This window comes from Dyella sp., from assembly GCF_036384435.1.
GTDB lineage: Bacteria > Pseudomonadota > Gammaproteobacteria > Xanthomonadales > Rhodanobacteraceae > GSA-30.
Map to the genome: position 1 here is coordinate 1 of NZ_DASVMI010000195.1, position 25,305 is coordinate 25,305.

The 25,305-nt window shown below is 62.3% G+C and carries 28 protein-coding genes; 10 read left to right on the forward strand and 18 right to left on the reverse strand.

Features of this window, described 5'->3' with window-relative positions:
• The 3 genes from VF436_RS20750 to acs all read right to left on the reverse strand — a co-directional run.
• Window positions 1-211 (reverse strand): hypothetical protein (locus tag VF436_RS20750; RefSeq protein ID WP_330905961.1); only part of this gene is annotated, 211 nt, incomplete at its 3' end.
• 153 nt (window positions 212-364) lie between these two features.
• Window positions 365-1,042 carry a response regulator transcription factor gene (locus VF436_RS20755; RefSeq protein ID WP_330905962.1) on the reverse strand — a complete coding sequence of 226 codons (678 nt, stop codon included), beginning with the start codon at window positions 1,040-1,042 and terminating at the stop codon, window positions 365-367.
• A 100-nt stretch (window positions 1,043-1,142) separates the two neighbouring features.
• Window positions 1,143-3,083 carry an acetate--CoA ligase gene (gene acs, locus VF436_RS20760; RefSeq protein ID WP_330905963.1) on the reverse strand — a complete coding sequence of 647 codons (1,941 nt, stop codon included), beginning with the start codon at window positions 3,081-3,083 and terminating at the stop codon, window positions 1,143-1,145.
• 282 nt (window positions 3,084-3,365) lie between these two features.
• On the opposite strand from acs, the gene VF436_RS20765 reads away from it, so the two are divergent.
• Together VF436_RS20765 and VF436_RS20770 are read left to right on the forward strand one after the other, a co-directional pair.
• The gene (locus tag VF436_RS20765; RefSeq protein WP_330905964.1) at window positions 3,366-4,814 is read left to right on the forward strand and encodes a hypothetical protein; all 1,449 of its coding nucleotides are present in this window, start codon (window positions 3,366-3,368) and stop codon (window positions 4,812-4,814) included.
• Between the two features lie 88 nt (window positions 4,815-4,902).
• Complete coding sequence (locus tag VF436_RS20770) at window positions 4,903-6,561, forward strand: MFS transporter (protein ID WP_330905965.1); 1,659 nt, start codon at window positions 4,903-4,905, stop codon at window positions 6,559-6,561.
• Between the two features lie 107 nt (window positions 6,562-6,668).
• Here the strand turns inward: VF436_RS20770 and VF436_RS20775 are convergent, their stop codons facing one another.
• Window positions 6,669-8,831, reverse strand: coding sequence for a hypothetical protein (locus tag VF436_RS20775; protein ID WP_330905966.1), 2,163 nt, complete (start codon window positions 8,829-8,831; stop codon window positions 6,669-6,671).
• Between the two features lie 145 nt (window positions 8,832-8,976).
• Between VF436_RS20775 and VF436_RS20780 the strand changes: the two genes are divergently transcribed.
• Window positions 8,977-9,216 (forward strand): hypothetical protein, encoded by a 240-nt coding sequence (locus VF436_RS20780; protein WP_330905967.1) that lies wholly within the window; start codon window positions 8,977-8,979, stop codon window positions 9,214-9,216.
• A gap of 92 nt (window positions 9,217-9,308) precedes the next feature.
• Here the strand turns inward: VF436_RS20780 and VF436_RS20785 are convergent, their stop codons facing one another.
• The 6 genes from VF436_RS20785 to VF436_RS20810 form a co-directional block, all read right to left on the reverse strand.
• Entirely contained in the window at window positions 9,309-10,475 is a 1,167-nt protein-coding gene (locus tag VF436_RS20785; RefSeq protein ID WP_414649890.1) for an AI-2E family transporter, read from the reverse strand.
• Window positions 10,472-10,795: a hypothetical protein gene (locus VF436_RS20790; RefSeq protein ID WP_330905968.1), complete on the reverse strand. Its 324-nt coding sequence runs from the start codon at window positions 10,793-10,795 to the stop codon at window positions 10,472-10,474. Before VF436_RS20790 ends, VF436_RS20785 begins: the two co-directional genes overlap by 4 nt.
• 2 nt (window positions 10,796-10,797) lie before the next feature.
• Complete coding sequence (locus VF436_RS20795; RefSeq protein ID WP_330905969.1) at window positions 10,798-11,298, reverse strand: ABC transporter ATP-binding protein; 501 nt, start codon at window positions 11,296-11,298, stop codon at window positions 10,798-10,800.
• Between the two features lie 18 nt (window positions 11,299-11,316).
• On the reverse strand, window positions 11,317-11,679 hold the full coding sequence (locus VF436_RS20800) for a DUF883 C-terminal domain-containing protein (RefSeq protein WP_330905970.1): 363 nt from the start codon (window positions 11,677-11,679) through the stop codon (window positions 11,317-11,319).
• 93 nt (window positions 11,680-11,772) lie between these two features.
• Window positions 11,773-11,928, reverse strand: coding sequence for a DUF1328 domain-containing protein (locus VF436_RS20805; RefSeq protein ID WP_330905971.1), 156 nt, complete (start codon window positions 11,926-11,928; stop codon window positions 11,773-11,775).
• A 294-nt stretch (window positions 11,929-12,222) separates the two neighbouring features.
• A complete protein-coding gene (locus tag VF436_RS20810) occupies window positions 12,223-12,846 on the reverse strand; it encodes a YbhB/YbcL family Raf kinase inhibitor-like protein (RefSeq protein ID WP_330905972.1) in 624 nt (207 codons plus the stop codon).
• A gap of 253 nt (window positions 12,847-13,099) precedes the next feature.
• Here VF436_RS20810 and VF436_RS20815 point away from each other — a divergent pair, with 253 nt between their 5' ends.
• The gene (locus VF436_RS20815; RefSeq protein ID WP_330905973.1) at window positions 13,100-14,575 is read left to right on the forward strand and encodes an AAA family ATPase; all 1,476 of its coding nucleotides are present in this window, start codon (window positions 13,100-13,102) and stop codon (window positions 14,573-14,575) included.
• Between the two features lie 30 nt (window positions 14,576-14,605).
• Here VF436_RS20815 and VF436_RS20820 read toward each other — a convergent pair whose 3' ends face one another.
• From VF436_RS20820 to VF436_RS20835, 4 genes are all read right to left on the reverse strand, one after another.
• Window positions 14,606-15,007: a DUF3224 domain-containing protein gene (locus VF436_RS20820; RefSeq protein WP_330905974.1), complete on the reverse strand. Its 402-nt coding sequence runs from the start codon at window positions 15,005-15,007 to the stop codon at window positions 14,606-14,608.
• Between the two features lie 315 nt (window positions 15,008-15,322).
• Window positions 15,323-16,330, reverse strand: coding sequence for a YheT family hydrolase (locus tag VF436_RS20825; RefSeq protein WP_330905975.1), 1,008 nt, complete (start codon window positions 16,328-16,330; stop codon window positions 15,323-15,325).
• Window positions 16,327-17,127 (reverse strand): lysophospholipid acyltransferase family protein, encoded by an 801-nt coding sequence (locus VF436_RS20830; protein ID WP_330905976.1) that lies wholly within the window; start codon window positions 17,125-17,127, stop codon window positions 16,327-16,329. The genes VF436_RS20825 and VF436_RS20830 overlap by 4 nt, the downstream gene beginning before the upstream one ends.
• A 264-nt stretch (window positions 17,128-17,391) precedes the next feature.
• Window positions 17,392-17,871: an Lrp/AsnC family transcriptional regulator gene (locus VF436_RS20835; protein WP_330905977.1), complete on the reverse strand. Its 480-nt coding sequence runs from the start codon at window positions 17,869-17,871 to the stop codon at window positions 17,392-17,394.
• A gap of 133 nt (window positions 17,872-18,004) precedes the next feature.
• Between VF436_RS20835 and phhA the strand changes: the two genes are divergently transcribed.
• From phhA to VF436_RS20855, 4 genes are all read left to right on the forward strand, one after another.
• A complete protein-coding gene (phhA, locus tag VF436_RS20840) occupies window positions 18,005-18,898 on the forward strand; it encodes a phenylalanine 4-monooxygenase (RefSeq protein WP_330905978.1) in 894 nt (297 codons plus the stop codon).
• A gap of 211 nt (window positions 18,899-19,109) precedes the next feature.
• Complete coding sequence (locus tag VF436_RS21775; RefSeq protein ID WP_414649891.1) at window positions 19,110-19,277, forward strand: type II toxin-antitoxin system HigB family toxin; 168 nt, start codon at window positions 19,110-19,112, stop codon at window positions 19,275-19,277.
• Window positions 19,278-19,375: 98 nt separating this feature from the next.
• Window positions 19,376-19,687, forward strand: coding sequence for a hypothetical protein (locus VF436_RS20850; protein ID WP_330905980.1), 312 nt, complete (start codon window positions 19,376-19,378; stop codon window positions 19,685-19,687).
• Between the two features lie 172 nt (window positions 19,688-19,859).
• A complete protein-coding gene (locus tag VF436_RS20855; RefSeq protein ID WP_330905981.1) occupies window positions 19,860-20,480 on the forward strand; it encodes an OmpW/AlkL family protein in 621 nt (206 codons plus the stop codon).
• A gap of 164 nt (window positions 20,481-20,644) precedes the next feature.
• Here VF436_RS20855 and VF436_RS20860 read toward each other — a convergent pair whose 3' ends face one another.
• From VF436_RS20860 to VF436_RS20875, 4 genes are all read right to left on the reverse strand, one after another.
• Complete coding sequence (locus VF436_RS20860) at window positions 20,645-21,328, reverse strand: RES family NAD+ phosphorylase (protein ID WP_330905982.1); 684 nt, start codon at window positions 21,326-21,328, stop codon at window positions 20,645-20,647.
• A gap of 108 nt (window positions 21,329-21,436) precedes the next feature.
• On the reverse strand, window positions 21,437-21,850 hold the full coding sequence (locus VF436_RS20865) for an MbcA/ParS/Xre antitoxin family protein (protein ID WP_414649892.1): 414 nt from the start codon (window positions 21,848-21,850) through the stop codon (window positions 21,437-21,439).
• A 134-nt stretch (window positions 21,851-21,984) separates the two neighbouring features.
• A complete protein-coding gene (locus tag VF436_RS20870; RefSeq protein WP_330905983.1) occupies window positions 21,985-22,737 on the reverse strand; it encodes an anti-sigma factor in 753 nt (250 codons plus the stop codon).
• On the reverse strand, window positions 22,734-23,240 hold the full coding sequence (locus VF436_RS20875) for an RNA polymerase sigma factor (protein WP_330905984.1): 507 nt from the start codon (window positions 23,238-23,240) through the stop codon (window positions 22,734-22,736). Before VF436_RS20875 ends, VF436_RS20870 begins: the two co-directional genes overlap by 4 nt.
• Before the next feature lie 117 nt (window positions 23,241-23,357).
• Between VF436_RS20875 and VF436_RS20880 the strand changes: the two genes are divergently transcribed.
• The gene (locus VF436_RS20880) at window positions 23,358-24,458 is read left to right on the forward strand and encodes a catalase family peroxidase (RefSeq protein WP_330905985.1); all 1,101 of its coding nucleotides are present in this window, start codon (window positions 23,358-23,360) and stop codon (window positions 24,456-24,458) included.
• Window positions 24,455-25,003, forward strand: coding sequence for a cytochrome b (locus VF436_RS20885; protein WP_330905986.1), 549 nt, complete (start codon window positions 24,455-24,457; stop codon window positions 25,001-25,003). Before VF436_RS20880 ends, VF436_RS20885 begins: the two co-directional genes overlap by 4 nt.
• The last annotated feature ends 302 nt before the right edge of the window (window positions 25,004-25,305 follow it).

Here is a 25,305-nt window from a genome sequence, read left to right on the forward strand (position 1 = left end):
CGTAACCACGAGCCAACTGATATTTGTGGATCGAACGATCTGCCAAGTCGCCGATGTAGAAATCAAATGTGCCCATATCAGCCGTGAGCTGGGTCACCTTGTTTTTCTTGTCTTCGGCCGAGCAACCGTCGCACCAGTGAAGATCCACCGCGAATGCACGGTAACTGGCCATGACCAGGCCGCATGCAAGCAGGTAACGCTTTCCTTTCATGATGGTCGCCCTGTGCCTTCCCATGGCCGTCGGCTGACGCTATCGCGACCCAGGGGAAACGAGAAGCGATTTCTACTGACGAATATGTGAGCGCACGCCTGCGCGGCACGTAGTCTGGATGGGCATCAATGCCTATGCCGACCAGAATGAATGTCAGGACGAAGCATCATCCGGCAACACGGGCATCGACGCCTGATCAACAGCCAACTGCCCGGCGGCCAGTGCCACCTGGGTGCGGTTGTTGACACCCAGCTTGCGCATGATCGCGGTCATGTGGGCTTTGACCGTGGCCTCTGAAACCCCCAGGTCGTAGGCGATCTGCTTGTTGAGCAGGCCTTCGGCGATCATCGTCAACACACGGAACTGCTGGGGTGTGAGTGATGCGATGCGAGCCGCCACATCGGCTTCATCGGGCTTGAGTGTAGGCTCACTCCCGCCCATCAGCCGATGCGGCAGCCAGACATCGCCGTCGAGCACGCTGCGTATCGCAGTGATGATGTCGTCGCCCGAAGTGGATTTTGGAATATACGCCGAAGCGCCGTGTGCCAGTGCACGGCGTGCGACCTGGGCCTCTTCGTGGCCGGACACTACGATGGTCGGCAGGCCAGGATACTGCCCGCGGATGTGTGCCAGGGCCGAATAGCCACGCGCACCGGGCATGTGCAGGTCGAGCAACAGCAGCTCGGCCTCCGGGTACCGCTCGATCAGCTCCAGCAGATTGGGTACATCTTCGGCGCTGTGCACCTGGGCGTCGGGCAAGGCCGTCATCACCGCGCGTTGCAGCGCATCGCGAAACAGCGGATGGTCGTCGGCGATCAATACATCGGGCATGGGCAATTCAATGGTGAACAGTCAACGGTAAAAAGGACAAACAGCCGGTTGGTGACAGAGGGTCTGTTTTTCACCATGGACTGTGCACCGGGTACCTCGATTATTTGACCAGCCGCTCGTCGACCAGGTTCTTGACTACGCTTGGATCGGCCAGCGTCGAGATGTCGCCGAGCTGGTCTGGCTGGTTCTCGCCGATCTTGCGCAGGATGCGGCGCATGATCTTGCCTGAGCGCGTCTTGGGCAGACCCGGGGCCCATTGCAGGAAGTCCGGCGTGGCGATCGGTCCGATCTCCTTGCGCACCCAGGCGATCAGTTCCTTGCGCAGCTCGTCGCTGCCCGATTCGCCGGCCACCAGGGTGACGAAGGCATAGATGCCTTGGCCCTTGATCTCGTGTGGCGCACCGACCACGGCCGCCTCGGCCACCTTCGGGTGCGAGACCAGCGCGCTCTCGACTTCGGCGGTGCCGATCCGGTGTCCGCTGACGTTGATGACGTCGTCCACCCGGCCGGTGATCCAGTAATAGCCGTCTTCATCGCGGCGAACACCGTCGCCGGTGAAGTAGTTGCCCGGGTACGCGGTGAAATACGTTTCGACGAAGCGCTGATGGTCGCCGTAAACGGTACGCATCTGACCCGGCCAGGAATCGGTGATGATCAGGTTGCCTTCGGTTGCACCTTCCAGCACGTTGCCGCTGGCATCGACCACAGCGGGCTTGATACCGAAGAATGGCAGCGTGGCAGAGCCGGGCTTGGCATCGATGGCGCCGGCCAGTGGGGTAATCAGGATGCCGCCGGTTTCGGTCTGCCACCAGGTATCGACGATCGGGCAACGCTCGTCGCCAACCACGCGGTAATACCATTCCCAGGCTTCCGGGTTGATCGGTTCACCGACCGAACCCAGTAGTCGCAGGCTGGCGCGCGAGGCCTTTTTGACCGGCTCCTCGCCTTCGCGCATCAGCGCGCGGATGGCGGTGGGCGCGGTGTAAAAGAGCGTGACCTTGTGCTTGTCCACCACCTGCCAGAAGCGGCTGGTGTCCGGATAGTTGGGCACGCCATCGAACATCAGCGTGGTCGCGCCATTGGCCAGCGGCCCGTACACCACGTAGCTATGGCCGGTGACCCAGCCCACATCCGCCGTGCACCAGTAGATGTCGTCCTCGCGCAGGTCGAAAACCAGTTCATGGGTGAGGCTGGCATAGACCAGGTAGCCGCCGCAGGTATGCAGCACGCCCTTGGGCTTGCCGGTGGAACCGGAGGTATAAAGAATGAACAACGGGTGCTCTGCCTCGACCGGGGTGGCCGGGCAATCGGCCGACTGGCCTTCCATCAGGTTGTGGTAATAGCGGTCGCGCGGCGACTGCATCGCTACGGCGCTGCCGGTGCGGCGCACCACGATGACGGTTTCCACGCTGTTGGTGCCTGGGCGTTGCAGCGCGGCGTCTACATTGGCCTTGAGGGGGATCTTCTTGCCACCGCGCACGCCCTCGTCGGCGGTGATCACCACCTTGGCGGTGGAATCGGCGATGCGCCCGGCCAGCGAATCGGGCGAGAAACCGCCGAAGACCACCGAGTGGATCGCACCGATGCGCGCGCAGGCCAGCATCGCCACGGCCGCCTCGGGGATCATCGGCAGGTAGATTGCCACGCGGTCGCCCTTCTCCACGCCCAGGTGCTTGAGCGTGTTGGCGAATTTGCACACTTCCTCGTGCAACTGGCGGTAGGTGATGTGGCGCGAGTCGCCGGGATCGTCGCCCTCGAAGATGATCGCGGTCTTGTCGCCACGTTCTTGCAGGTGGCGGTCCAGGCAGTTGGCGGCCACGTTGAGCTCGCCGTCTTCATACCAGCGGATATGCAGGTCATTCGGATCATAGGAAACGTTTTTGATCCGGGTGGGCTGCTTGCTCCAATCCAGGCGGTCGCCGATCTTCTTCCAGAAGCCTTCCGGGTCGCTGACCGATTCGGCGTACAGCTTCTGGTATTGCTCCTTGCCGATGCGCGCCTTGGCGGCGAACTCGGGCTTGACCGGGTAAAGCTTGGACATGAAGCCTCCTGCTAGGGCCGCCGAAGCGGCGCGGTGGACATGGTATGGGTTCGATGCGTCAAACCGGCAACGGCCGGATGGGGAGCGACGTTAGCCGTTTTGGGGGCGTCCGGGGCGTGCATCGACGCCGATCGACGCGATGTGCTGATTTTAGCGCCGCCCTCGTGAGCGGGAGGTAGCACGACGCTATCGACTTTGGTCGAGTTTCGACCATTAGGTAATAGGCGACCGCAAGCCAGTGAATTCATGCTCGTGCCGCCATAGCCTGGGGAGGCATCACACATGGTTTCACGACGTTTGGCAGGTCGCTACACGGCGATCGCGATGGGGGTTGCTCTCGCGTTCTCCTTGCCGTTGGCCGCGCATGCCGCAGATCAGACCACGCACAAGAAGTCCACCGAGACCGCGCGCGAGAAACAGCTCGAAGCGCGCGTCGACCAGCTCGAACAGGAGCTGGCCGAACTCAAGGGCATGATCCAGCAACAGCGATCAGACACCGCGCAGGCACAGCAAACCGCCGTGCAGGCGCAGCAAACGGCACAGGCCACGCAGGCCCAGGTGCAGACCGTGGCTGCGGCGCCTGCGCCCAAGCCGCAGTTCACCACGGCGCCGGGCATGTCGGTGGCCCTGCACGGCTGGGTCAGCGCCAGTGCTTTCAGCCAAAGCAAGAACTTCACTTTCGGCAACGGCCAGAACGCCGAATACCCGGTGCCGGGCAGCCACGGCTCGCTCAGCGGCGTGGACATCCGCAACACCCGCTTCTGGCTTGATTTCACCGGGGCCAAGCTCTCTGGCGACTGGATTGGCGGTGGCCGCATCGAGATGGACTTCTTCGGTGGCTTCAACGGCACCGGCGCCTATGCCCAGCAGCAGGCCGTACCACGGCTGCGCCAGGCCTATATGGACCTGATCAACCCAGAAACGGGTTCGACCGTGCGTATCGGCCAGCAGTGGGATCTGCTCTTCCCGATCGACATGATCCCGACGTCGCTATCGCACATCGCCTTCCCGCTGGGTTTCTCCACCGGCGTGATCGGCTGGCGCTATCCGGGCGTAGTGTGGATGCAGGATCTCAACCACGGCTCGGATGGCACCAAGTGGCGCCTGGACCTGGCCGCGTTTGAAGGTTCCTGGAGCGGCCCGGGCAACAACATCAACTTCGGTTCGGCAGGCAGCCCAGGTTTCCGTCCGCAGATCGAGGCACGCCTGCACGCGCAGGGCAGCGACTGGCTGGCCTTCGCCGCCGGTCACTACAGTCGTGAAGACCTGCGTGGTGTCGGCGATACTTCGCCAGCGCCGATCAAGTCCAACATCAAGAGCACGGCATTCGAGGTCGGTGCCAGTTGGAAACCGGGTCCGTGGAACCTCAAGGGCCAGATCTACACCGGCAACGCACTGGGCCAGCAGTTCGGCGCCGAGTCGCAGTTCGGTGATATCCAGGAGACCGGTGGCTTCGTGCAGGTGGGTTACAACTTCACCAAGAACTGGAGCGTCAATGCCTTCTACGGCATGGTCAATCCCGATCGCGACGACGTGGTCCGCTGGATCGGCCAGGGCTCCACTGGCATGTTGAAGAACCGCCAGAGTGCATTGAGCCTGCAATATGCCGCCGGCGCCTACGAGCTGGGTGTGGAAGTGATGCACGACAAGCTCGACAGCACCACCAATGGACAGGTCACCCGCACCACGTCCGGCAACCAGGTCAGCTTGAACGGCTTGTACAAGTTCTGATCCATCGCGAAGTGACGGCCTGCCGGGGGGCAGGCCGTCGCCACCGCGCCGCCTGTTCGTCGATTCACACTCCTATCGGGGGAGCAACATGACCACCACCGCCGTGGGCACCAACACCCGTCTCGATGTCAGCCACAAGCGCGTGGTCTTCGCATCCAGCCTGGGAACCGTTTTCGAGTGGTACGACTTCTATCTGTACGGATCGCTGGCCGCGCTGATCGGCAAGCAGTTCTTCAGCGGGTTGAACGAGACCAGCCAGTTCATCTTCGCGTTGCTGGCCTTTGCTGCCGGTTTTGCGGTGCGTCCGTTCGGTGCCATTGTGTTCGGTCGTATCGGCGACCTGATCGGCCGCAAGTACACCTTCCTGGTCACCATCATCATCATGGGTACGTCGACCTTCCTGGTCGGTGTGCTTCCCGGTTACGACAGCATTGGCATCATGGCCCCTGTCGTGCTGATTGCCTTGAGATTGCTGCAAGGCCTGGCGCTTGGCGGCGAATACGGCGGTGCGGCTACCTACGTGGCCGAGCACGCGCCGGCAGGCAAGCGTGGCCTCTACACCAGCTTCATCCAGATCACCGCCACCTTCGGCTTGTTCCTGTCCCTGCTGGTGATCCTGGGTACGCGCATGGGCCTGGGAGATGCCACCTTCGACAAGTGGGGCTGGCGCATTCCGTTCCTGATCTCCGCCGTGCTGGTGGCAGTGTCGGTCTACATTCGCATGCAGTTGCACGAGTCACCCGTGTTTCAGCAGATGAAGGCGGAGGGCAAAGCCTCCAAGGCGCCGCTGACCGAAGCCTTTGGCCAGTGGAAGAACCTCAAGCTGGTGATCCTGGCCCTGCTTGGCGCCGCCATGGGCCAGGCGGTGGTGTGGTACACCGGCCAGTTCTATTCACTGTACTTCCTCACCCAGAGCCTGAAGATCGATGGCACGACGGCCAACCTGCTGATTGCCGCGGCGCTATTGATCGGCACACCGTTCTTCGTATTCTTCGGCTGGCTGTCCGATCGCATCGGCCGCAAGACGGTCGTGCTGGCCGGTTGCCTACTGGCTGCGATCACCTACTTCCCGATCTTCAAGGGCCTGACGCATTTCGGAAACCCGGCCATCGAGCAGGCCGCGGCGACCTCGCCCATCGTGGTCGTGGCCGATCCGAAAGCGTGCAGCTTCCAGTTCGACCCGATCGGCAAGAGCAAATTCACCAGCTCCTGCGACGTGGCCAAGAGTGCCCTGGCCAAGAAAGGCATTCCGTACAGCAATCAGGCTGCGCCGGCCGGTAGCGTGGCACAGGTGAAGATCGGCAGCGCGACCGTCGATTCGTTCGAAGGTGGTTCGCTCGATGGCAAGACCTTTACGGCACAAGGCAAGGACTTCGGTACTCGCCTGGCAGCGGCTCTCAAGACCGCCGGATATCCCGAAAAGGCGGACCCGAGCCAGCTCAATTACCCGATGATGGTGCTGCTGCTGGCCATCCTGGTGTTGTATGTGACCATGGTCTACGGGCCCATCGCGGCATGGCTGGTGGAGATGTTCCCCACCCGCATACGCTACACCTCGATGAGCTTGCCGTATCACATCGGCAACGGCTGGTTCGGTGGCTTCGTCCCGACCATCGGCTTCATGCTGGTGGCCTGGAAGGGCGATATCTACTACGGCCTGTGGTATCCGATCGGCGTGGCCGTGGCCTGCTTCTTCATCGGCCTGCTCTGCCTGCGTGAAACCAAGGATGTCGATATCACCAGCTGATGGAGTCCGCTGATGGTTTGTTGCAACGGCGACCCTTGGGTCGCCGTTTGCCTATCGGGGATGGCAGATGAGAGCTCCAGACCACCAAGCCGCGACTGAAGTCGTTCCTACATGCGGAGTTCGCGGTCAAGCACGTCTACCATCGGCTGCAACGGATAATTCTGCTCGAGCTGGCGGCTCATTTCGGTAAAGACCGGTGGCGAGATGGTCCATCCCAGGGGGATGGGATAGTTGCCGCGACATAGGCGGAAGTGCCAAAGCATGTCGCCCGATTCGGGATGCAGCGCATTTTTCAACTGAGTACGCGCATAGTCTCCGCGCGCGCTGCGTGTGTTGAGCAGCGCCAGCAAGGGGGCTATGGCCTCGCCGCTTTCAGTATCGCGTCGCACGGGCTGTGTCGCCGGACAGGCTGCCGAGAACCAGGGTGTCACGATGCTTCGATCGTGTTGATCGATAAAGTCGGTCATGTCTGGATCATTGCTGATGTGCAGCACGATGATGCGCAACGTCGTGTTCCGTCGCTGCGCGGCGACGCGCAGTTGATTCATCACTTCGAGCAATGTGGTGGTGCCGGAGTTCTCGTAGTAGCCACCGTCCACCAGTTGCAGGCGCGCAGGCAGGGGTGCGTCCCTGGCCATGGCCTGCAACGTGCCCGCTGGACTGACATAGGTGAAGCGTGCACTGTTCAGTACCACCTCACTCAAGGGAACGCGCGGATCAAGCCATTGCGAGCCGTCGAATGCAGCTGTCCAGGGCTGTGCATCCAGCGAGGCCAGGGAGCGGAACGGATGCTGGATGAAGCGACGACCCTCGGCCACCGTGGTGCTGTTGAGAAACAGCGCTGGTGTGGCGATGTTGGGCCTGCCATGGGCATCGACGTACATGGCACTGAACGATTCGGCGAAATCGTCTATGCCCATCGTGCGCGCGTCACGTTCCCAGGCACGGGTCAAGGCGCGCGCGCGATCATTGAACCATGCACCGGGCAGCCAGCGCTGCGTGAAATCGACGAAGAACATGTTCGCCAACGTGGGCGCCAGGAAGTCATGGCTGAGCAACTGCTCGCTACCGCCTTCCAGATCGGCCGGCGCGAGTGCATGGCGCATCATGGTGACATAGGTCGCCAATCCCAGGCTGCCGCCGGATACGCCACTGCCGGCAAAGACGTAGCGCCCGAGCAAAGGCTCGGTGCCCTGTACCGGATGCCGAGCATCGAGCAACGCCGTCAGTCGTCCCAGTACCATGGCCGTCCAAGCGGCGCCACGAATGCCGCCGCCCTCGGAAGACACCAGCACCACAGGGCAGGGATTGCGATGAGCACAGCGGTCGGCCAGCCACGCATCGGCATACTCGTCAAAGCGGGGACGCAAGTCTGGTGGTGGTGGGCTCGGGTCTTCATGTGTGGTCATGTGCGGGTATTGCCGCACGCGATGATTGTCGTTCAAGTGCAGCGCATGCAGGATGACACTGACCAGTAACAGGCTGCTCAACAGCGGCCAGCCGTGGCGGTCGGCGATCATGCAGAAAAAGCCGCCGCTGAAGCATAGGAACGCCGACGACAGCAACAGGATGGCAAGCGGTCCGGCACCGTCCAGGAATTCTGGCCAAAGAGCGATCAGGAACAACGCCAGCACGTTGCAGGCAATGGCAAGCAACGACAGGCGCAGTGGCGTGACGCCGAGATCGCCCATCCGATCGACCCGGTGTTCGTGCCATGCCTGGTGCGGACCATCGGCCTTGCGCATCGCGCGTAACATTGGCCTGCGGTAGATGAAGAACAGCACCATCGCGACGGATTCGACCAGCAGCAGCGACACGCGAACATCGCGCTGCCCGCAATCGCCGGTGGCATGACACGAACCATGGGGTACCTGGAACGACGCCAGTAGATAGCCCAGCAGCACCAGGGTCGGAACCAGCGCGCCGAGCACGCGTGGTATCCACTTGCGCAGCCCCAGCCCTCGTTCATCCTGAAGCGCCGGCCAGCGTGGGTAACGCAGCCGATAGGCATTACGGGTGGCGTACCAGATGGCCAGGCCCGACAAGGCGCTGCTACCCAACAGGGCCAGGAAGCGGCCACCGCTGGGATCGATCCATACCGCGATCAGGAATAGCTCGGCAGCCTGGTCTACGCCGACCACGACGAAGACGGCGATCAGCAACACCAGCAGGGGAATGCGCACCGGGCGCAGGTGATCGATCAACAGCGGCAGTCGGACGCCAAGCCAGCGGGCGACAGCGAGCCACATCGGAAGCTTTTTAGGACCCATCGTTCGTTCCCGACGATATCGGCATCATGGTACGCCAGCATGCATGACAGGCGACCGGGCGCTGGATCACACCTACGAGGTATGCACTACGCGCTAGTGGCACGGCTGGCTATGATGACGACGCCTTTCGTCACCCGAATACGCCATGCGCTGGATCTTGCTGATCACCACCCTGTTCGCTTTCGTCGTGTGCTTTACACGACACAGTGGCGGCGCGATGGCATTCTGGTTGTTGCTGGCTGTCGTCGGCCTGCTCGTCACTACGCTGGCCTTCGTGCAGGCACGGATCAACGGCAGCGCTCGTGACGATAGCGCGTTGTCGGCACATGACGTCGAACGACTCAAAGCAGGCAAGCCGCCATGGAAGCATGACCGCGGCGTTTGAAATAAAACGCTGCGGACGGGAGCTCTAAACCCAAGCCGCGCCTGCCCCGCCTTGCATTCCCCGCAGAAGCGGCTGCAGCGGTTCGCGTGCTGTTACCGCTGCACCATCTGTGCGAACCAACCCCAACCGCGCACGCGTTCGGTAACCAGCTTGGTGCTGGTGAGCATCGGTACCGCCAGCAAGGCCCCGGGAATGCCCCATAGCCAGCCCCACAACAGCAGCCATAGCAGAATCGCAATCGGTGACAGCCGCATGCGGCGCCCCTGGATCAGTGGCGTGATCAGGTTGCCCTCGATCACCGTGATCACGGCAAAGGTCAATGCGGGCAGCAAGGCATGCCCGGCTTCGTTGAAGTTCATCAAGCCCACCAGCCCCAATACTGTCGTGGTGGTGATGGCGCCGACATAGGGAATGAAATTGGCCAGCATCGCCACCGTGCCCCACAGCAGGGGATCAGGCACGTGATACGCCCAGAGCATGGCTGCCGTCAGCACTCCCAACGTCATGTTGATCAACATCGTCGTGAGCAAGTAGCGCGAAACTTCGGTCTGGATGCCGCGCACAATGGTGACCGCATGGCGCTTGTAGCCGAAGCTCGGCGATGCCTCGACCAGCCGTCGCAGAATCAGGTCGCCGTAGATCAGGAAAAAAAACACCAACAGGATGACAGTCAGCACGGCGGCCAGCACCTTTGGCGCCGTGGACAAGATGTCCCAGGCGTTGATGGCCACGGCGGCAGGACGCGCAGGCTGCGCGCGCGCAGGTTGTCCGACCAGGGTCTGGGTGGCGCGACTGGCCGCCTCGATCGGTTGCATCGCGGTCTTCAGCTTGGGCACGTAGTTCTTGATGACCGAAGGCATGTCGTGGAACCAGCCGATCGCGGGTTGCGCCAACATGCCGATACCTGTGCCGATGCCGGCAATCAGACCCACGACCAACACGCTGGCGGTGAACCAGCGCGGTATGCGGCGTCGCGCGCCAGCATGCACGATCGGGTTCAATGCCAAGCCGATGAAACCGGCCAGTACCAAGGGAATGAGCAAAGCCTTGACGATGGTGATCGTGTACAGCAGCGCCAGCAACAACAGAATGTTGAGCACGATGCGAATGGCGCGAAGGTGCCGTCGGGTGGCCTGCATCGTATGCAGGCGCTGTGACAGCTTGCGTTGCAATCTTGGTACCGCGGCGGCCGGTATCGCGATCACCGGCTCGCCCGCCACCGGCGGTGGCGGTACCTGCAAGGAATCTTGGGTGTTCATGGCTCGTCGCTGCTGGCGTTGCCATCGGCAGCGTTGCTACCGCGCTCCTGTTCGACGAAATCCACGATCATACGGGTGGCCTGCGCCACGATCTCGGCCACTGTGCCGCTCAATAGCGAGCCCAGGCCCGGTACGCGCAGAGGATGGATGTTGAGCCGGCCCAGTACGAAGCCAGCTCCCGCAGCGGCACCGACCGTGGTCAACGGAAATCGCTCCCCGCGCGCCAGCAGGGCGGCGGTGGGCTCAGCCGCCTCCGTCCGCGCAAGCACGACCCTGGTTTTAGCCTCCCGCACCTTGGCCATGTTCTTGAAAATGCTCACGATCAGTCCCCCTGCCTCGCCCGCGCACTTTCCTGCGCCTGCGCGGCGGCCTTGATATCGGCGCGACTTACCGTGTCCCGCACCATGGCGCGCATCTGGCCACGCGATTGCGGCAGGCTCATCCAGTGCATGCACCGTTTGAACAGCCAAAGTGCGCCCATCAAAAACAGCAACTGCAAAACCGCCAGTCCGGCCAGTGCCCATAGCCAGGAGCCCAGCCATTGGGCGAGTGCGACGCCAACCAGGCCAAGCAAGGTAAGGCCCAGACCAACTCCCGCAACCGTGGCGCCCAAGCCGGCGAGCAGCATCCATGATATCGCACTGCGCGCCAGGCCGAGTTCCGCGGCCAAAAGCCCGATCTGTGCCCCAAACAATTGACTGAATGCACGACCAAACCGCCCGATATCATCGAGCAGGTTTGGTGGCCTGGCTTGCTGGGAATCCTGGGGGGAATCCGTGCCGCCGCCCGGCCCGGCGGCCTCCTCCGGCCCGGTTTGCTGCATGCGTTGTCCTCCGTCGCATCAGCGACGAAGAATACGACCAAGCAGCCAGCCCGCGCCTAGCGCGATGGCAACCGACTGAACTGGTTTTTCCCGCACATAATCGCGGGCGCGTTCCAGCCACATGTCGGCCGTGTCCATGGCCTCATCGTAAGCCTCACGTCCACGCTCGCTCAGGTCTGCGGCGGTTTCGGTCGCACGCGTAGCTGCTCCGGCTGCCTTGTCGGTGGCGCGATGTACACCACTCTCGACACGATCGGCAGCGCGATTGACCGCATCCTTGGTGCTGGCCACTGCGTCGGAAGTGGCCTGCTTGACGCGTTCGGCACTTTCCTCGATACGACTAGTGGCTTCCGCTTCGCGCGCCTGAATCTGCTTGGTCATGTCGTTCTCCGTGGGCATGAGTGAAGCCTCACTGTAGCGGGTTGGGCTGCATCGGGGCGACCCGGCCCCGATGCGCGGTGGGAATACGTTCGGTCAGGCCGCTCGACGGAAGAAAGCGATGATCGCCAGCACCAGAAACACGACGAACAACACCTTGGCGATCATGGCCGCCGTACCGGCGATGCCGCCAAAGCCCAGGAAGGCGGCAATCAGCGCGATCACCAGGAAGATAAGTGCGTAATGAAGCATGACAGTCTCCTCTCGCTGCATATTCCGGGATACGTACCGGAACCGTGGAGCCATCATTCCCGCAGCCACGGCATGCGCGCGTGAAAAGCGTTCCTTCACGCGGCGCATGCGTTTGGGCAGGGTTTGCTTTTGTCGTTTTAATGGGATGAACAGAGATGGGGGCCGAGTGGCGAGGGCGCGACAGCCGACGACCTGAGGCAAGCTTTCAAGTCCGCGACTGGTTTGGGCCAGATTCGTCGTTTTGGCATGCCAGCGGGCTTGCGCCCTCGCTACTCGCCTCTCGTCCCTGGAAACTCAAGCCGTCACTGCCCGATTGAGACTATATGTCCCCATGATTTCCGCTTCCGCCAGCACATGTCCGGCCATGGCCGCGCGCAATTCGTCCAGCGTGAAACCGTCGGCCAGGTGCAGCGATTCCACATCCAGGGCGTGGATACGGAAACGATAGTGATGCACGATCGAGTCGTTCCAGGGGGGGCAGGGGCCGTCGTAGCCAAGGTATTCACCGGCCATGTCGGCATCGCCTTCAAACCAGCCGGTGTAGCTGTTCTTGCCCTGCACGCTGCCGGGCGGTCCATAGGGTACACGCTTGCCGCGCGCGACCACGCCATCACTGCACGCACCCGCGTCGAACTCGCCGCATTCGCGCGGAATATTGGCCATCAGCCAATGCACGAATTCCACGCGCGGCAGGTCCGCCGGCACGGTGCGGCCTTCTTTGTTCACGTCATCGGGCTTGCTGGGTACGTCATTGTCGATGCATGTGAGCACGAACGAGCGCGTCTCATGGGGCGCATCGCGCCAGGCCAGGTGCGGGCTGCGGTTATCGGAAAGCTCGACGGGTGCGCCAAGCCTGGCAAAGGCGAATTCGGCCGGAATCGGCTGACCGTCCTGGAAACTGTTACTGCGTAGATGCATGGAATGCCCCAGGGGCTGAGGGAGGATCGATCATACAGCAAGGGTTTTAGAGGCGAGGGCCGAGTAGCGAGGGCGTAAAAAACCGACCACCCGAAGCGACTCCACGGGTTTGCGACAGGTCTGGAGCCGCTTCAGCACTCGCGCGAGCTCGCTACGCCCCCCTCGCCCCTCAAGTCATGCCGCTTTCCATGGCCATACGCCGCGCCTGGGCCAACCTGCTAAGGTGCGCGCCAGGACATGGGGCACGATGGCAATGAGCGAGTTGCAGGACCTGACCACCCTGGTGCGGGCGGCTACGCCGCTCCTGGTGATCGAGACGATCGACGAACAGCGCGTGATCGAATGCTTCCGGCATGTGATCGCCCAGACGCTCAAGCCGTTGTGGCGATGGACCCTGGTCGATGGATTATCGCGCCTGGATTTCGAGCAAAGTGACCACGGCGTCATGCCGGATGTCGACTCCACCCTGGAGTCGATTCGCGTAGCCTCGGCCGCGGGTATCTACCTGCTGTTCGACATGCATCCGCTGCTGCGTTATGCCATGAGCCTGCGGCAGTTGCGCGATATCGTGCAGCGCCAGCGATCGGCGGCACATACCATCGTGCTGGTTGGCGCGAAGATCGAACTGCCGGAAGAACTTGAAGCCCTGGCGTTGCGCGTACCCTTGTCCTTGCCCGACATCAAGGAGCTTGCCGCCATCATGCGTGCCGAGGCGTTGGCGTACCAGCGCGAACACGGGCAGCGCGTGGAAGTGGACGGTGATGCCGCGCGCACGATCGTGCGCAATCTGCTGGGTCTTGCCGCACCGGATGCACGGCGCATCGTGCGCAAGCTGATCTACAACGACGGCGCGTTGACCGCTGCCGATCTGCCGGAACTGATGCAAGCCAAGTTCGAGCTGCTCAATCGTTCGGGGTTGCTGCACTACGAATACGCCACTGCCAGCTTTGCCGATGTGGCGGGCGTGTCGCGCCTGCACGACTGGGTGCAACGTCGCCGTGGTGTGTTCCTGGCTGCCGAGCCCAATCCGATGCTCGATCCGCCTAAGGGCGTGTTGCTCCTGGGCGTGCAGGGTTGTGGCAAGAGCCTGGCCGCCAAGGCGATTGCCGGAGGGTTCGGCGTGCCGCTGGTGCGGCTGGATTTCGGCTCGCTCTACAACAAGTACCAGGGTGAGACCGAAAAGAATCTGCGCGAGGCATTGGCGAGCACCGAATTGCTGGCGCCGTGCGTGCTGTGGATCGATGAAATCGAAAAGGGCCTGGCCGGTGGCGGTGACGACAGTGGGGTATCGCGTCGCGTGCTCGGATACCTGTTGACCTGGATGGCCGAACGCAAGGCCAAGGTGTTCCTGGTGGCTACCGCCAATGCCGTGGATGAACTTCCGGCCGAATTGCTGCGCAAGGGACGCTTCGATGAAATCTTCTTCGTCGACCTGCCACGCAGCCAAACGCGCGAGCAGGTGTTTGCACTGCACCTGCGTCGACGCCACCTGCCAGTGGAAACCTTCGACCTGCCGCAATTGGCCGAGGCCAGCGATGGTTTTTCCGGGGCAGAGATCGAACAGGCCATTGTCAGCGCGCTTTATGATGCCAGCAGCAACAACCAGCCAGTGACCCAACCGACGCTGCTGGATGCGTTGCGTATGACGCGGCCGTTGTCGGTGCTGATGCGCGAGAAAGTCCAGGCGTTGCGGCGATGGGCCGAGGGTCGTTGCGTTCCCGTCGATTGAGGCGCTAGGCCCCCTTTCGCTGAGCCCTTTTCAGCCGTGCGCGGGCAGGCTGTAGCTGAAGTCGTAATCGTGCCGGCCTTCGGCGATGGTGATCGTCATGTGGCCGGCAATACCTTGCAGCGCATCCGTCCCCGAGCCTGGCACCACCTGGATATCCATGCTCGACTGGCCGCCTTGCATGCGCCCGACATGTTGCAGCGAGAAGCTGCCTTTGCGTCCGGCCAGGGTCCCGGTGAAGCGCTCGATCGCCACGTAGCCTCCGGTCTGCTGATCCGTGCGTGACCCAAGCATCTGGCCCTTGCTGTTGCCATCGAGGTCGCCATGAAATGTCTTGTCCAGGGCGAAGCGACCGATACTCGGATCGCCGACCGACGTGTCGTCGGCCTGCGGCATGACCTTGACGTCGAATTGGCCTTTGGCATGCTCGGTCATACGGCGATACTCCGTTGCGATGGAAGCGGGTGAGGGCCTGTCCGCGGCACGCGCCGCCGCTCAGTGCGGATACGAGGCAGGCCACGGCAGGGCGCCTGGCCCCAACCGCGCCGTTTTCATGAGCATGGCTCTGGTCCAGCCATCGTCCGGCCCATGCGTCGCGTCGTCAAGTTGCCAGCGCTTGGTCCCGCGTGGCCTGCGCCAGCACGTATGGCTTGCGGTCTCAACGTTTTCACGCCGGCTGGAAAACGCAGATCGACCAGGTTCGGATGGCGGCGACAGTGCACCGGCCTCCCCTGCCTTGCCCGACCGGATCTAAGGTGCCGGCGCGATCGCGTTGAAACGCGCGGCGATGTAGTCGTCGGTAAAGCTGGTCATGTCAAAGCCGCGGATGAATCCGCAGTGGCCGCCGTAGCGGGCGATGTCCAGTTCCACGTTCGGCGGCAGTCGCAGCGTGCGAAAGCCGGATACGGGAATCACCGGATCGTCCTCGGCGGTCAGGATGGTCGCCGGGATCGGCATGCTCGCCAAGGCGTCCCCGGCCACCGAATAACCATCCAGGTAGGCTTGCAGCGAACCAAAATCGGTATGGCGCATGACCAGCGATTCGGTCAGGCCGCGCAGGCTCTGCTTCAGCTCGGCCAGTTCGAAGAACTGCTTGTGCGGAAAGGCGGCCTGCTTGGTCTTCAGCGACCGGCGCCACTTGTGCATGAAATACGCCTGATAGAACCAGGGAGCCGATTCCTCCAGCGAAAACAGCCCCTCGCCCGGATCGATGATCGGGCACACCGCCAGCGCGTGAACCAGCGGAATACCGGCGCGCGGGGCGCGCAATGCCGCGCGCAGGGCGAAGTTGCCACCGAGCGAAAACCCCGCCAGCGCCATCGGGCGGGCAGGGTAACGCCGGGCGATGTCGGCCAATGCGTTGACCACCTCGTCGATGCGGCACGAGTGAAACAGCGCCTCGTTAAGGCGATGGCTGTCGCCATGGTCGCGGAAGTTCAGGCGGAAGACGTCCCAGCCTTCCTCCAGCAGGCGACTGCCCGTCTGCAACACATAGGTGGAATCGACGCTGCCTTCCCAGCCGTGAAACAGCACCGCCAGGCCACGCGCGGCGGGCAAGGCGGATTGAGCGGTGTAGGCGCCAGTCAGGCGTACGCCCTCACCGCCATCCACGACCACGTGCTCGGCCCCGGTCTGCACCTTGTGGGCGCGATGGGGCAACAGCTGGCGCCGCACGCCGCTGGACGAGAGCATCGTCTGGATATGGCCGCTGGTCAGCGGCCATGGCGGCCGGAAGTCCTTGCCCTGGGGCAATGTCATTGAGGGCGGTCTTCCAGTGCGGCAGCGATCCGTTCGCGAGAAATGTCGGCCATCCGGCGACGGGCATCCGGCGAGGCCGGCACGGGTTCGAGGAAATGCACCTCGGCGTCCAGCGTCGGCCCACCGAGCAGGCGCAGGACGTTCTGCATGAAGTTCTCGTCTTCGCGGAACCCCGCGTCCACGATCCGCTGCCCGTTGCGCGCGAAGCGCAGCGCCACGGGTTGCACCACCACGTTGGCGTCGAGCGCCGCCTGGAAGATGCGCGCGTGGAACACGCGGAGTACGCCGTTGTGGCCGGTGCCACCTTCAGGGAACACCGCCACCGAGCGTCCGGCTTGCAAGCGTTCCACCATCACCTGCATGACCGAGGCCAATGAATGATTGTTGCCGCGCCGGTGGAAGATCGTGCCGCCGGCGGCAGCGAGCCAGCCGACCAGCGGCCAATGGGCGATTTCCGCCTTGGCCACGAAACAAGCCGCACGCTGGCTGTGCAGGATCTCGATGTCCGCCCAGGAGGTGTGATTGGCCACGAACATGACCGGATCGGCCAGCGGCTGGCCAACGCGTACCGAGCGCAGCCCGAAGATGCGCAGCAGCACCATCGACCACCAGCGGATCATCCGATGGGTGAACGGCTCGCGGCCGTTCTTCATCACCGCGTTCCGGTTCCAGGTCAGAATGGTCCCGCACAGCACGATACCCAGCAGCACGTGCAGTATCAGCAGCGGCACACGCCACAGGTAACGCAAGGGACGCAAGGCGTCGCTCGCCAGAGGGGAGACGGTATCAGTACTCATCGGTTCGGTTAGTTTAACGTTAGTTGGCCCGCTTGAGGCTGGGTCTTAGGCAAACGTGAGGTAAATCGCACGTAACGTGGCGCTGTCGGAGGCTGGTGGGTCTCCGTCAATGTGTTGCTGGCGCTGGGAGGTGAGGGTGGGGGCGCAAGTCCATGCGCCCACGGCCGGCCCGGGGAGTCACCGAAGCGTCGCCGAGATCGTCCCGGTGAGGGTCATCACGCCCATGCGTCCCGAGACCACCGACCCCTGTGCGCACGCCAACCCTCAGCCGCGCTCCAACGACTTGAGTGGCAAGGCTGTAGAGCGCTTCACGGTGCGCAGGACGAAGCTCGAATTCACATCGGCCACGCCCGTGGCATTGAGCAGGCGGTCCAGCAGGAAGCGGGAAAAATCCTGCAAGTCGGCCACATAGACGTGCAGCAGGTAATCCATGTCGCCGGTCAGGGCGAAGCAGGCCACCACCTCGTCCCAGGCATTGACTTGGCTGGCGAAGCGAGCCACCGCCTCGGTTTCGTGCTTGGCCAACTGCACGCGCACGAAAGCTTGCAGGCCCAGGCCGATCGCCTGGGGATCGACCTGCGCGGTATAGCCATTGAGCACCCCCTCGCCCTCCAGGCGCTGCAAGCGGCGCAGGCAGGCCGAAGGCGACAGATTGACTCGTTCAGCCAGGTCGGCGTTGGTAATGCGCCCCTCGCGCTGGAGCACGCCGAGGATGCGCAAGTCGGTACGATCAAGTTCGATCATGCAATTTTATGCCGATTAGTGGCTTGAAATGATTATTTAATTGCAAGTAATACGCTTTGCGGCGCAACAAAACAACCATGTTGCGGCTAGAGGAGCCTATGCTATGGCTCCGGTTGGGAAAGAGGCCACGCCCATGGATACAAATGCTCCTCGTCGCGTCGAACACCAGCAGACCGATCGCGGTTATGTGCCCGTCTACGCCACGGGGGTGGTCGAGCAGCCGTGGTCGGGTTATTCGCGTACGGACCATGAAGTGTGGGACACCTTGTTCAAACGCCAGCGCGAACTGCTGCCGGGGCGTGCCTGCAAGGAATTCCTGGCCGGCATCGAGCGCTTTGGCCTGGGCGATGGCGGCATCCCCAAGTTCGCCGACCTCAATAAGGTGCTGGCCCAGGCCACCGGCTGGGAGCTGGTGGCAGTGGAGGGCCTGTTGCCCGATGAGGTCTTCTTCGATCACCTGGCCAACCGGCGTTTTCCGGTCAGCTGGTGGATTCGCAAGCCCGATCAGCTCGATTACCTCAGCGAGCCCGATCTCTTCCATGACCTGTTCGGCCATGTGCCGTTGCTGCTCAACCCGGTGTTTGCCGACTACATGCAGGCTTATGGCAAGGGCGGCATGAAAGCGTTTGCGATCGGCCCAGAGGCGTTGATGAATCTCACGCGTCTTTACTGGTACACCGTGGAGTTCGGCCTGATCCATACCGCCGAGGGCATGCGCATTTACGGTGCCGGCATTGTCAGCTCCAAAGGCGAGTCGATCTACAGCCTCGATTCGGCTGCGCCCAATCGCCTCGGCTTTGGCCTGGAGCGCGTCATGAGTACGCGCTACCGCATCGATACCTACCAGCAGACCTACTTCGTCATCGACAACTTCGAGCAGCTGTTCGAGGCCACTCGCCCTGACTTCACGCCGATCTACCAGAAGCTGTCGGCCCAATCCGCACACGCGGCCGGCGACGTGCTTGGCAGCGATCACGTGTTCAACCGTGGCACACGCGAAGGCTGGGCCAGCAGCGCCGACACGTGATCAGGCTGTCTGAGGGGTGTCGCGTAAGAGCCAGAGATGCTTTTCTCATGAAAACGCAGCTCTTCAGGTTGCGCCAGTGAGGGGCGCCTGATCGGGTAAGGGCAAGTTATCGCAATTTGCTATTGACAATATAGCAATTTGCGATGCTGACGTCGCCTTGCAAACATGGCGAAAATTGATTGAGTCAGGCCAATTCCAAGGCTTCAGTGATTTGAAGAAAGCCTTCAATAGCGTCGACATCTTCGGAGACAAATATATCTTTGACATCAAAGGCAATCACTATCGCCTTATAGTCATCATGAATTTCAGAACGCAGATCTGTTACGTCAGGTACGTCCCCACGCACGTCGAATACGGCGAAGGAAAGTGGAAAAAATGAACGCATAAATCGCTATCGGGCAAATTGCCCAGGCGTGGGATGAGTTCAAGGAAAGATCTCATATCGGATCCATCGCCAACGAACAGCATTACGATTTCATGGTGGAGATCGCCAATGAATTGGCTGATATTGGAGCGGCCGATGAGCTACATCACTCCTATGACTTGTTCATGATGATCAGTGACCTGATCCATGTTTACGATCAGCGACATTATCCTCTTCCTCAGCTAAGTGGGATCGACGTTCTACGATTTCTCATGGATCAACATGAGCTCACGCAGAGCGAGCTTCCAGAAATTGGCCGGCAAAGTGTCGTTTCCGAGATTCTCTCAGGCAAGCGAGGCTTGACCGTGGATCATATTCGCCATTTGAGCCGCCGCTTTGGTGTGAGTCCAAACGCCTTCTTTTGATCCGCGATATCTGTATCGCAGCGCGAGGGACGTCAGAAACAATCCGCTGATCATTTGTGTGGCAAAACGTCGCCCTTACACACGACGCGGCGTTGCGCCTGATCCAGATCAAGAGCCGGGGCATCTGGCCTGTCGACAATGAGGCATCGTCCTTGTCGACAGGAGCAAAGCCATGAAGATCACTCGCATCACCACCCTTTTCGCCGGTGTCATCGCTGCCTGCATGGTCGCCGCGCCGGTCGTCCATGCCGACGACGGTAACTGGGTGTTGCGCTTTGGCGCCCATGTGGTGGATCCCAAATCCGACAACGGCCGCCTGGCCGGCATGAAGGCCAGCGTGGATAGCAGCACGCGCCCGAGCGCCAGCCTCGAATACATGTTTACGCCGAACTGGGGTGTGGATGTGCTGGCCGCATGGCCGTTTCGCCACGACGTGCGCCTCAATGGCGTGCGTGCCGCGTCCACCCAGCAACTGCCACCGACCGTCGGCGTGAACTATCACTTCATGCCCGATGCCAAGGTATCTCCCTTCGTCGGTGCGGGTCTGAACTACACCTGGTTCCACAACACGCATGGGCGCGGCCCGCTGCAAGGGGCGAGCGTTTCCATCGAAAACAGTTGGGGTGCAGCCGCGCACGCGGGTGTCGACGTAAAGCTCAGTGACCGTTGGTTGTTCACCGCCGACCTGCGTTGGATCGACATTCGCAGCGATGTGCACGTCAACGGTGCGAAGGTCGGTCGCGCGACGATCAATCCGCTGGTTTACGGCGTGAGCCTCGGCTATCGGTTCTAAGCGCGGTTGGCTGCGACATCGATGGAGGCGAGGGACACGTAGCGAGGGCGCAGGTCCGTCCGCTTCGAGTGGCCCGCCAGACGCCGTAAGCATGCTGGCTAGCCTGAGGCAGGTGTTACGAGGAGAGGCGCGTGCTGACCACGCATCCCTCGTCCCTGCGCATGCTACCTTCGCTTCCACTCGCTGATCGACAACACTTGATTCACCCGTGTGCCGTCCCAGCGGTATATGAAATGCTCGCTCTGCACGCAGGGCGCCACGCGATCGGGATAGAACACCGCCACGCACTGGCCGTTCGGGTCGCGCACGCTGTTGAACACCACGCCATCGGAGCCTTCCGCGCGTAGACGTCGCGCCAGCGCAACGCTGGCGACGTAGCTGTCGGGTGCGTGTTCATCAGGCCAGCCACCGCGCAGGTCGTGCAGATTCGCCTCGATGCTGGTGCGATAGCAACGCACTTCAAGGTCACACGGGCCCTCCATCGTGGCGCGCAGAAACTGCTCTCGGTGATACACCGTTTCTTCGACGGCGGTGTTGACGCTATCGGCGGCGTAGAACACGCCCCAGGTGCCGTCCGAAAAGCGGCTGCCATCGGGGTTGAGATGCGTGAAGGCGGCCATGACGGGCGTGGTGCCCGGTCCGCTGATGCGGCGATCCGGCGGCACCAGGTGCAGCTCGCCGATCTCCTGGCGCAGGCGGGCATTGGTCATGGCTTCGATGGCGAAGATGGCATCCATGTCGCGCGGATCGGCGATGCGATCGAAGATACCGACCGGCGGAAAGCGGCTCGGCACGATGCGGTATGCATGAAGCCAGCGCACATGGGTGAGCGGCGGTGTCTGGGCCATGCGGCAGCTCCTTGCCTCTTGTGAGGAAATCCTAGCGTAGCGTTCGACGATATCGTCGGTTGCGACGCCACTCGCTATCAGGCAACCCCACGGGGAAAACGCGCTGGATCAGTTCCAGCCGCGTTGCGCATCTAGATATTGCCGAACGACATACAAGTCAGAGACATTGCCTGAGAGCATGCGTTCCATGGCCGACTGACCATGAAAAAGCGCGGCACTGTTGGGTCGGTGCACCCATTCGTCCGCCTGTCGTGGATCGCTGAAAAGAATATGCAGGCTCTTGTAGATGCCCAGCAGGTAACTGATGCGCTCGATCACGTCACGTCCAGGCGTGCCGTCCTGTTCGCGCTTCCACTTATAGAAGGTGGATTCGGCAGGACCGCCGAGCAGTTTGCGCTGATCGGCAATGCGCAGATTCCAGCTATCAGCCAGGCGGAAAAAGGCTCGCAGCGCAGGGCCGCCGAGCGCTTCCACGGGCTGATCCATCACGCCAGCGGCAGGGGTATGGATCGCAGGGTACATGGACGTCTCAACTTCCTTTGTGAAGTTACTAGCAAATTTACCACACCAGTAAAGTATTTGCCAGATTGGCCCCGCACACAACCTGGCGATGTCCTAGGCCTTTTGTAGGTGGGTGCTGAAGCTAAGTCATCGGGTCAGGTCGCCGCCGGCATGGCAGCCTGGACTTGGGCAGTCCTGGGATCGTTGGCGAGCCCGACCACGGCGAAGCCGTAACCATTGCGAAACCAGTATTTCGCCAATAAGCCGTTATCTTGCCGCGAACCGCTGAGATTTCCCGGAAAGCGGGTACTTGGGCGCACATACAGAGTCATCCGCTGTCCCTGGCTGTCTTCGTACATGACCAGCGCCGCGGCACCGTCGCTGGTCGAGAGCAGGCGTCCGCCGAGCAGCTTGAAGCCGTAGCCTTGCAAGTCCGGCAATGACATCGGTCGACCCACCCGGGCCGAGAGCCAGGTCTCCAGGTCGCTGGCATGGCTGGCGTCCATCTCCACGGGACGTAGCCGGTCGGTGGCAAAGGTGCGATACGCCTCCAGCGCGTCCTGCATGGGAGGATGCGCTGCGGCCATGCTCATGTCGCGCGCTTGCCAGCCGCCAAGGCCGCCGACACCGATGGCAATCACCAGTGACGCGCACAAAGCCAATCGCCGTTGCCGGCGCCGCCGTACCGTGCGTCGAACGGCGACCGGATCCAGCGCGGCATTCGTGGGCAACAGGTAAGTGGGCAATGCGGTGCGCAGGGTCTCGGCCTGCCGGCGCCAGGCCGCTACCTCGGCCGCCATCTCGGGATGATCGTCCAGCCACGCCTGCACCTGGGCTCGCCGGGCGACATCCAACTGCCCGTCCACGTAGGCGTGCAGCTCATCTTCCGTGGGTATCAAGGGATTCATTTGACCCTCCGCAGCGAGATGCCCGCTGTCTCTCCGGTAAGTTCGCGATAGGCCTTGCGCGCACGTGACAGGCGCGACATGACCGTACCGATAGGAATATCCAGGGCGGCGGCCGTTTCCTCGTAGCTCAGGCCTTCCACCGTCACCATCAACAGCACCGCCCGCTGGTCGTCGCTCAGTTGCTCGAAACTTGCCAGTGCACTGCGGGCGGCGTAGGTGTCCTCTGCCGATGGCTCCTGGGGTTCGTCGTTCCAGCCGAACGCGTCGAGCAGGCGTCCCCACCGCCGTGCGCGGCGCTTGTCATCGACGAACTGGCGATAAAGAATGGAAAACAACCATGGCTTGAGCGCTTCCTCCCGTCGCGATGTCCAGCGCGACAAGGCTTTCTCCATGCACGTCTGCACCAGGTCGTCGGCCGCGCTGGCATCGCGCGCCAGCCACAGCGCGAAGCGCCGCAAGGCCGGCAATAATTCGCGCAGATCGTCATCTTCGATGCGGTTCATGGGAAGTGCCCCGGAAGTGTCCCGTCTATGACGCGCGGAACAGGCCCATTATTCCATCGGGAATAAAAGAGCGTACCGGACGTCATGTCCGGGTAACCGCCACCAAGGAGCCCGCGCATGACCCCACCCCGACGCCCACAGATGCTGGCCAGAGCCGGATTGATCGGCGCTATCGTGACTGTGATAGTGGGAGCCTTCGCCTGGACGGCCGGCTGGCTGAGTCCATCCCGGGTTTCGCCCGGGCGCATCGTCGATGCCTTGGAGGCACGCAACGGCGAGCATCCCGGCGTGCGCCGCGCGCATGAGAAAGGCCTGTGCGTATCGGGCTACTTTCAGTCCAATGGCGCAGGCGTGGCCTTGTCCGAAGCGGGCGTGTTCCGCGCCGGTCGCACACCGGTGTTCGGGCGCTTCTCGCTCGGCGTGGGCAATCCCAACTCCCCCGACGGCGTGCCGGGCTTTCATGCCATCGCGCTGAGCTTCCAGCAGCCCGATGGGCAGGTCTGGCGAACGGCGATGGACGACACGCCGATCTTCCCGGTTGCCACACCGAAGGCGTTCATCGACTTCCAACTGGCCGGCGTCGCGGACAAGGCCACCGGCAAGCCCGATCCGGCCAGGATGAAAGCCTATCTTGCCGCGCACCCGGAAACGGTTGCCTTCATGCAGTGGATGAAGCAAGCACCGTTCGGTGCGAGCTTTGCCGCAACCACGTATTACTCGATCAACGCGTTCCGCTTCACCAATGGCGACGGCCATGTCAGCGCGGTGCGCTGGTCGCTCAAGCCGCAGGCGCCGTTCGTGGAGATCGACAAGTCGAAACTGGCCGAGCTCAACAAGACCCAGCCGCACTTCCTGTTCGACGACCTGATCCACCGCCTGGCTGCGCAGCCGCAGCGTTGGCAACTGCTGGTGACTCTGGCCAAGCCGCAAGACCCCACCAACGACGCCACGCGTCCCTGGCCGCAAGATCGCGAACAGGTCGATGTCGGCACCCTGGTGCTTGATCGCGCCGAACTGGAAGACAACGGTCCGTGTCGTGACGTCACCTTCGATCCGTTGATCCTGCCGCAGGGTATCGGCGCATCGGACGATCCATTGCTGGCGGCGCGTTCGTCGGCCTATGCCCGTTCGTTCTCGCGTCGTGCGACCGAGACGCCGCCGCCCAGTGCGCTGTCCTCCGACCCGGCCGCAAAGGATCTTCAAGGAGCCCACCCATGAGCATGCCCGTCCGTTTTGCTTTCGCGTTGCGCGTGCTGCATTGGCTGATGGCGCTGATGATCCTGGCGATGCTGTTCATTGGCGCGGGCATGATGTCCACCGCCGACGATGCGCGCCGATGGTTGTTCGACCTGCACAAACCGCTGGGCGTGGCGATCCTGCTACTCGCCGCCGCGCGCCTGATCGTGCGGTTGATAACCGGAGCGCCGCCCCTGCCGGACGATCTGCCGACGATCCAGAAACATGCCGCGCATGTGTCGCACATCGTGCTGTATGTCTTGATGTTCGCCTTGCCGCTATTGGGCTGGGCAACCCTGTCGGCCGGTGGCTACCCGGTCAGCCTGTTCGGCGCCCTGGTGTTGCCGCCGATCCTGCCGCAGAACCTCGCGCTCTACGGTTGGCTGCACCTGGCCCATATATCGTTGGCGCTGGTGCTATTTGCGGTGGTGCTGGGGCATCTCGGCGCTGCCCTTGTCCATGGCCTGCTACGCCGTGATGGTGTGTTTTCGGCGATGGCATCGTGGCGGTTGGGTCGACGGGATTGAGCCTGGATTCGGCGGCAGATGAGAGCCGGGTAGGGGAGCGTAAGTCCGCTTGCCCCGTAGACCTAAGGAGCGAATTCATTCGCGATGCCATCGGCGATTCAGTCGCCGATGGAGCTTTGAACTTTCAGGCCGCAAAAGCCCCTAGCTCCAAGCCGCGACCTCGTCGCGGCATTGCTTGGCGAATGCATTCGCTCCCACATGGCGAGCCATCGCCACCATCATGACTTTTTTGAATACCCCTCCATACAAAAAAACACCCTGAAATTCAGGGTGTTTTTTTCAACGTGTCCTAAAGACTTTTC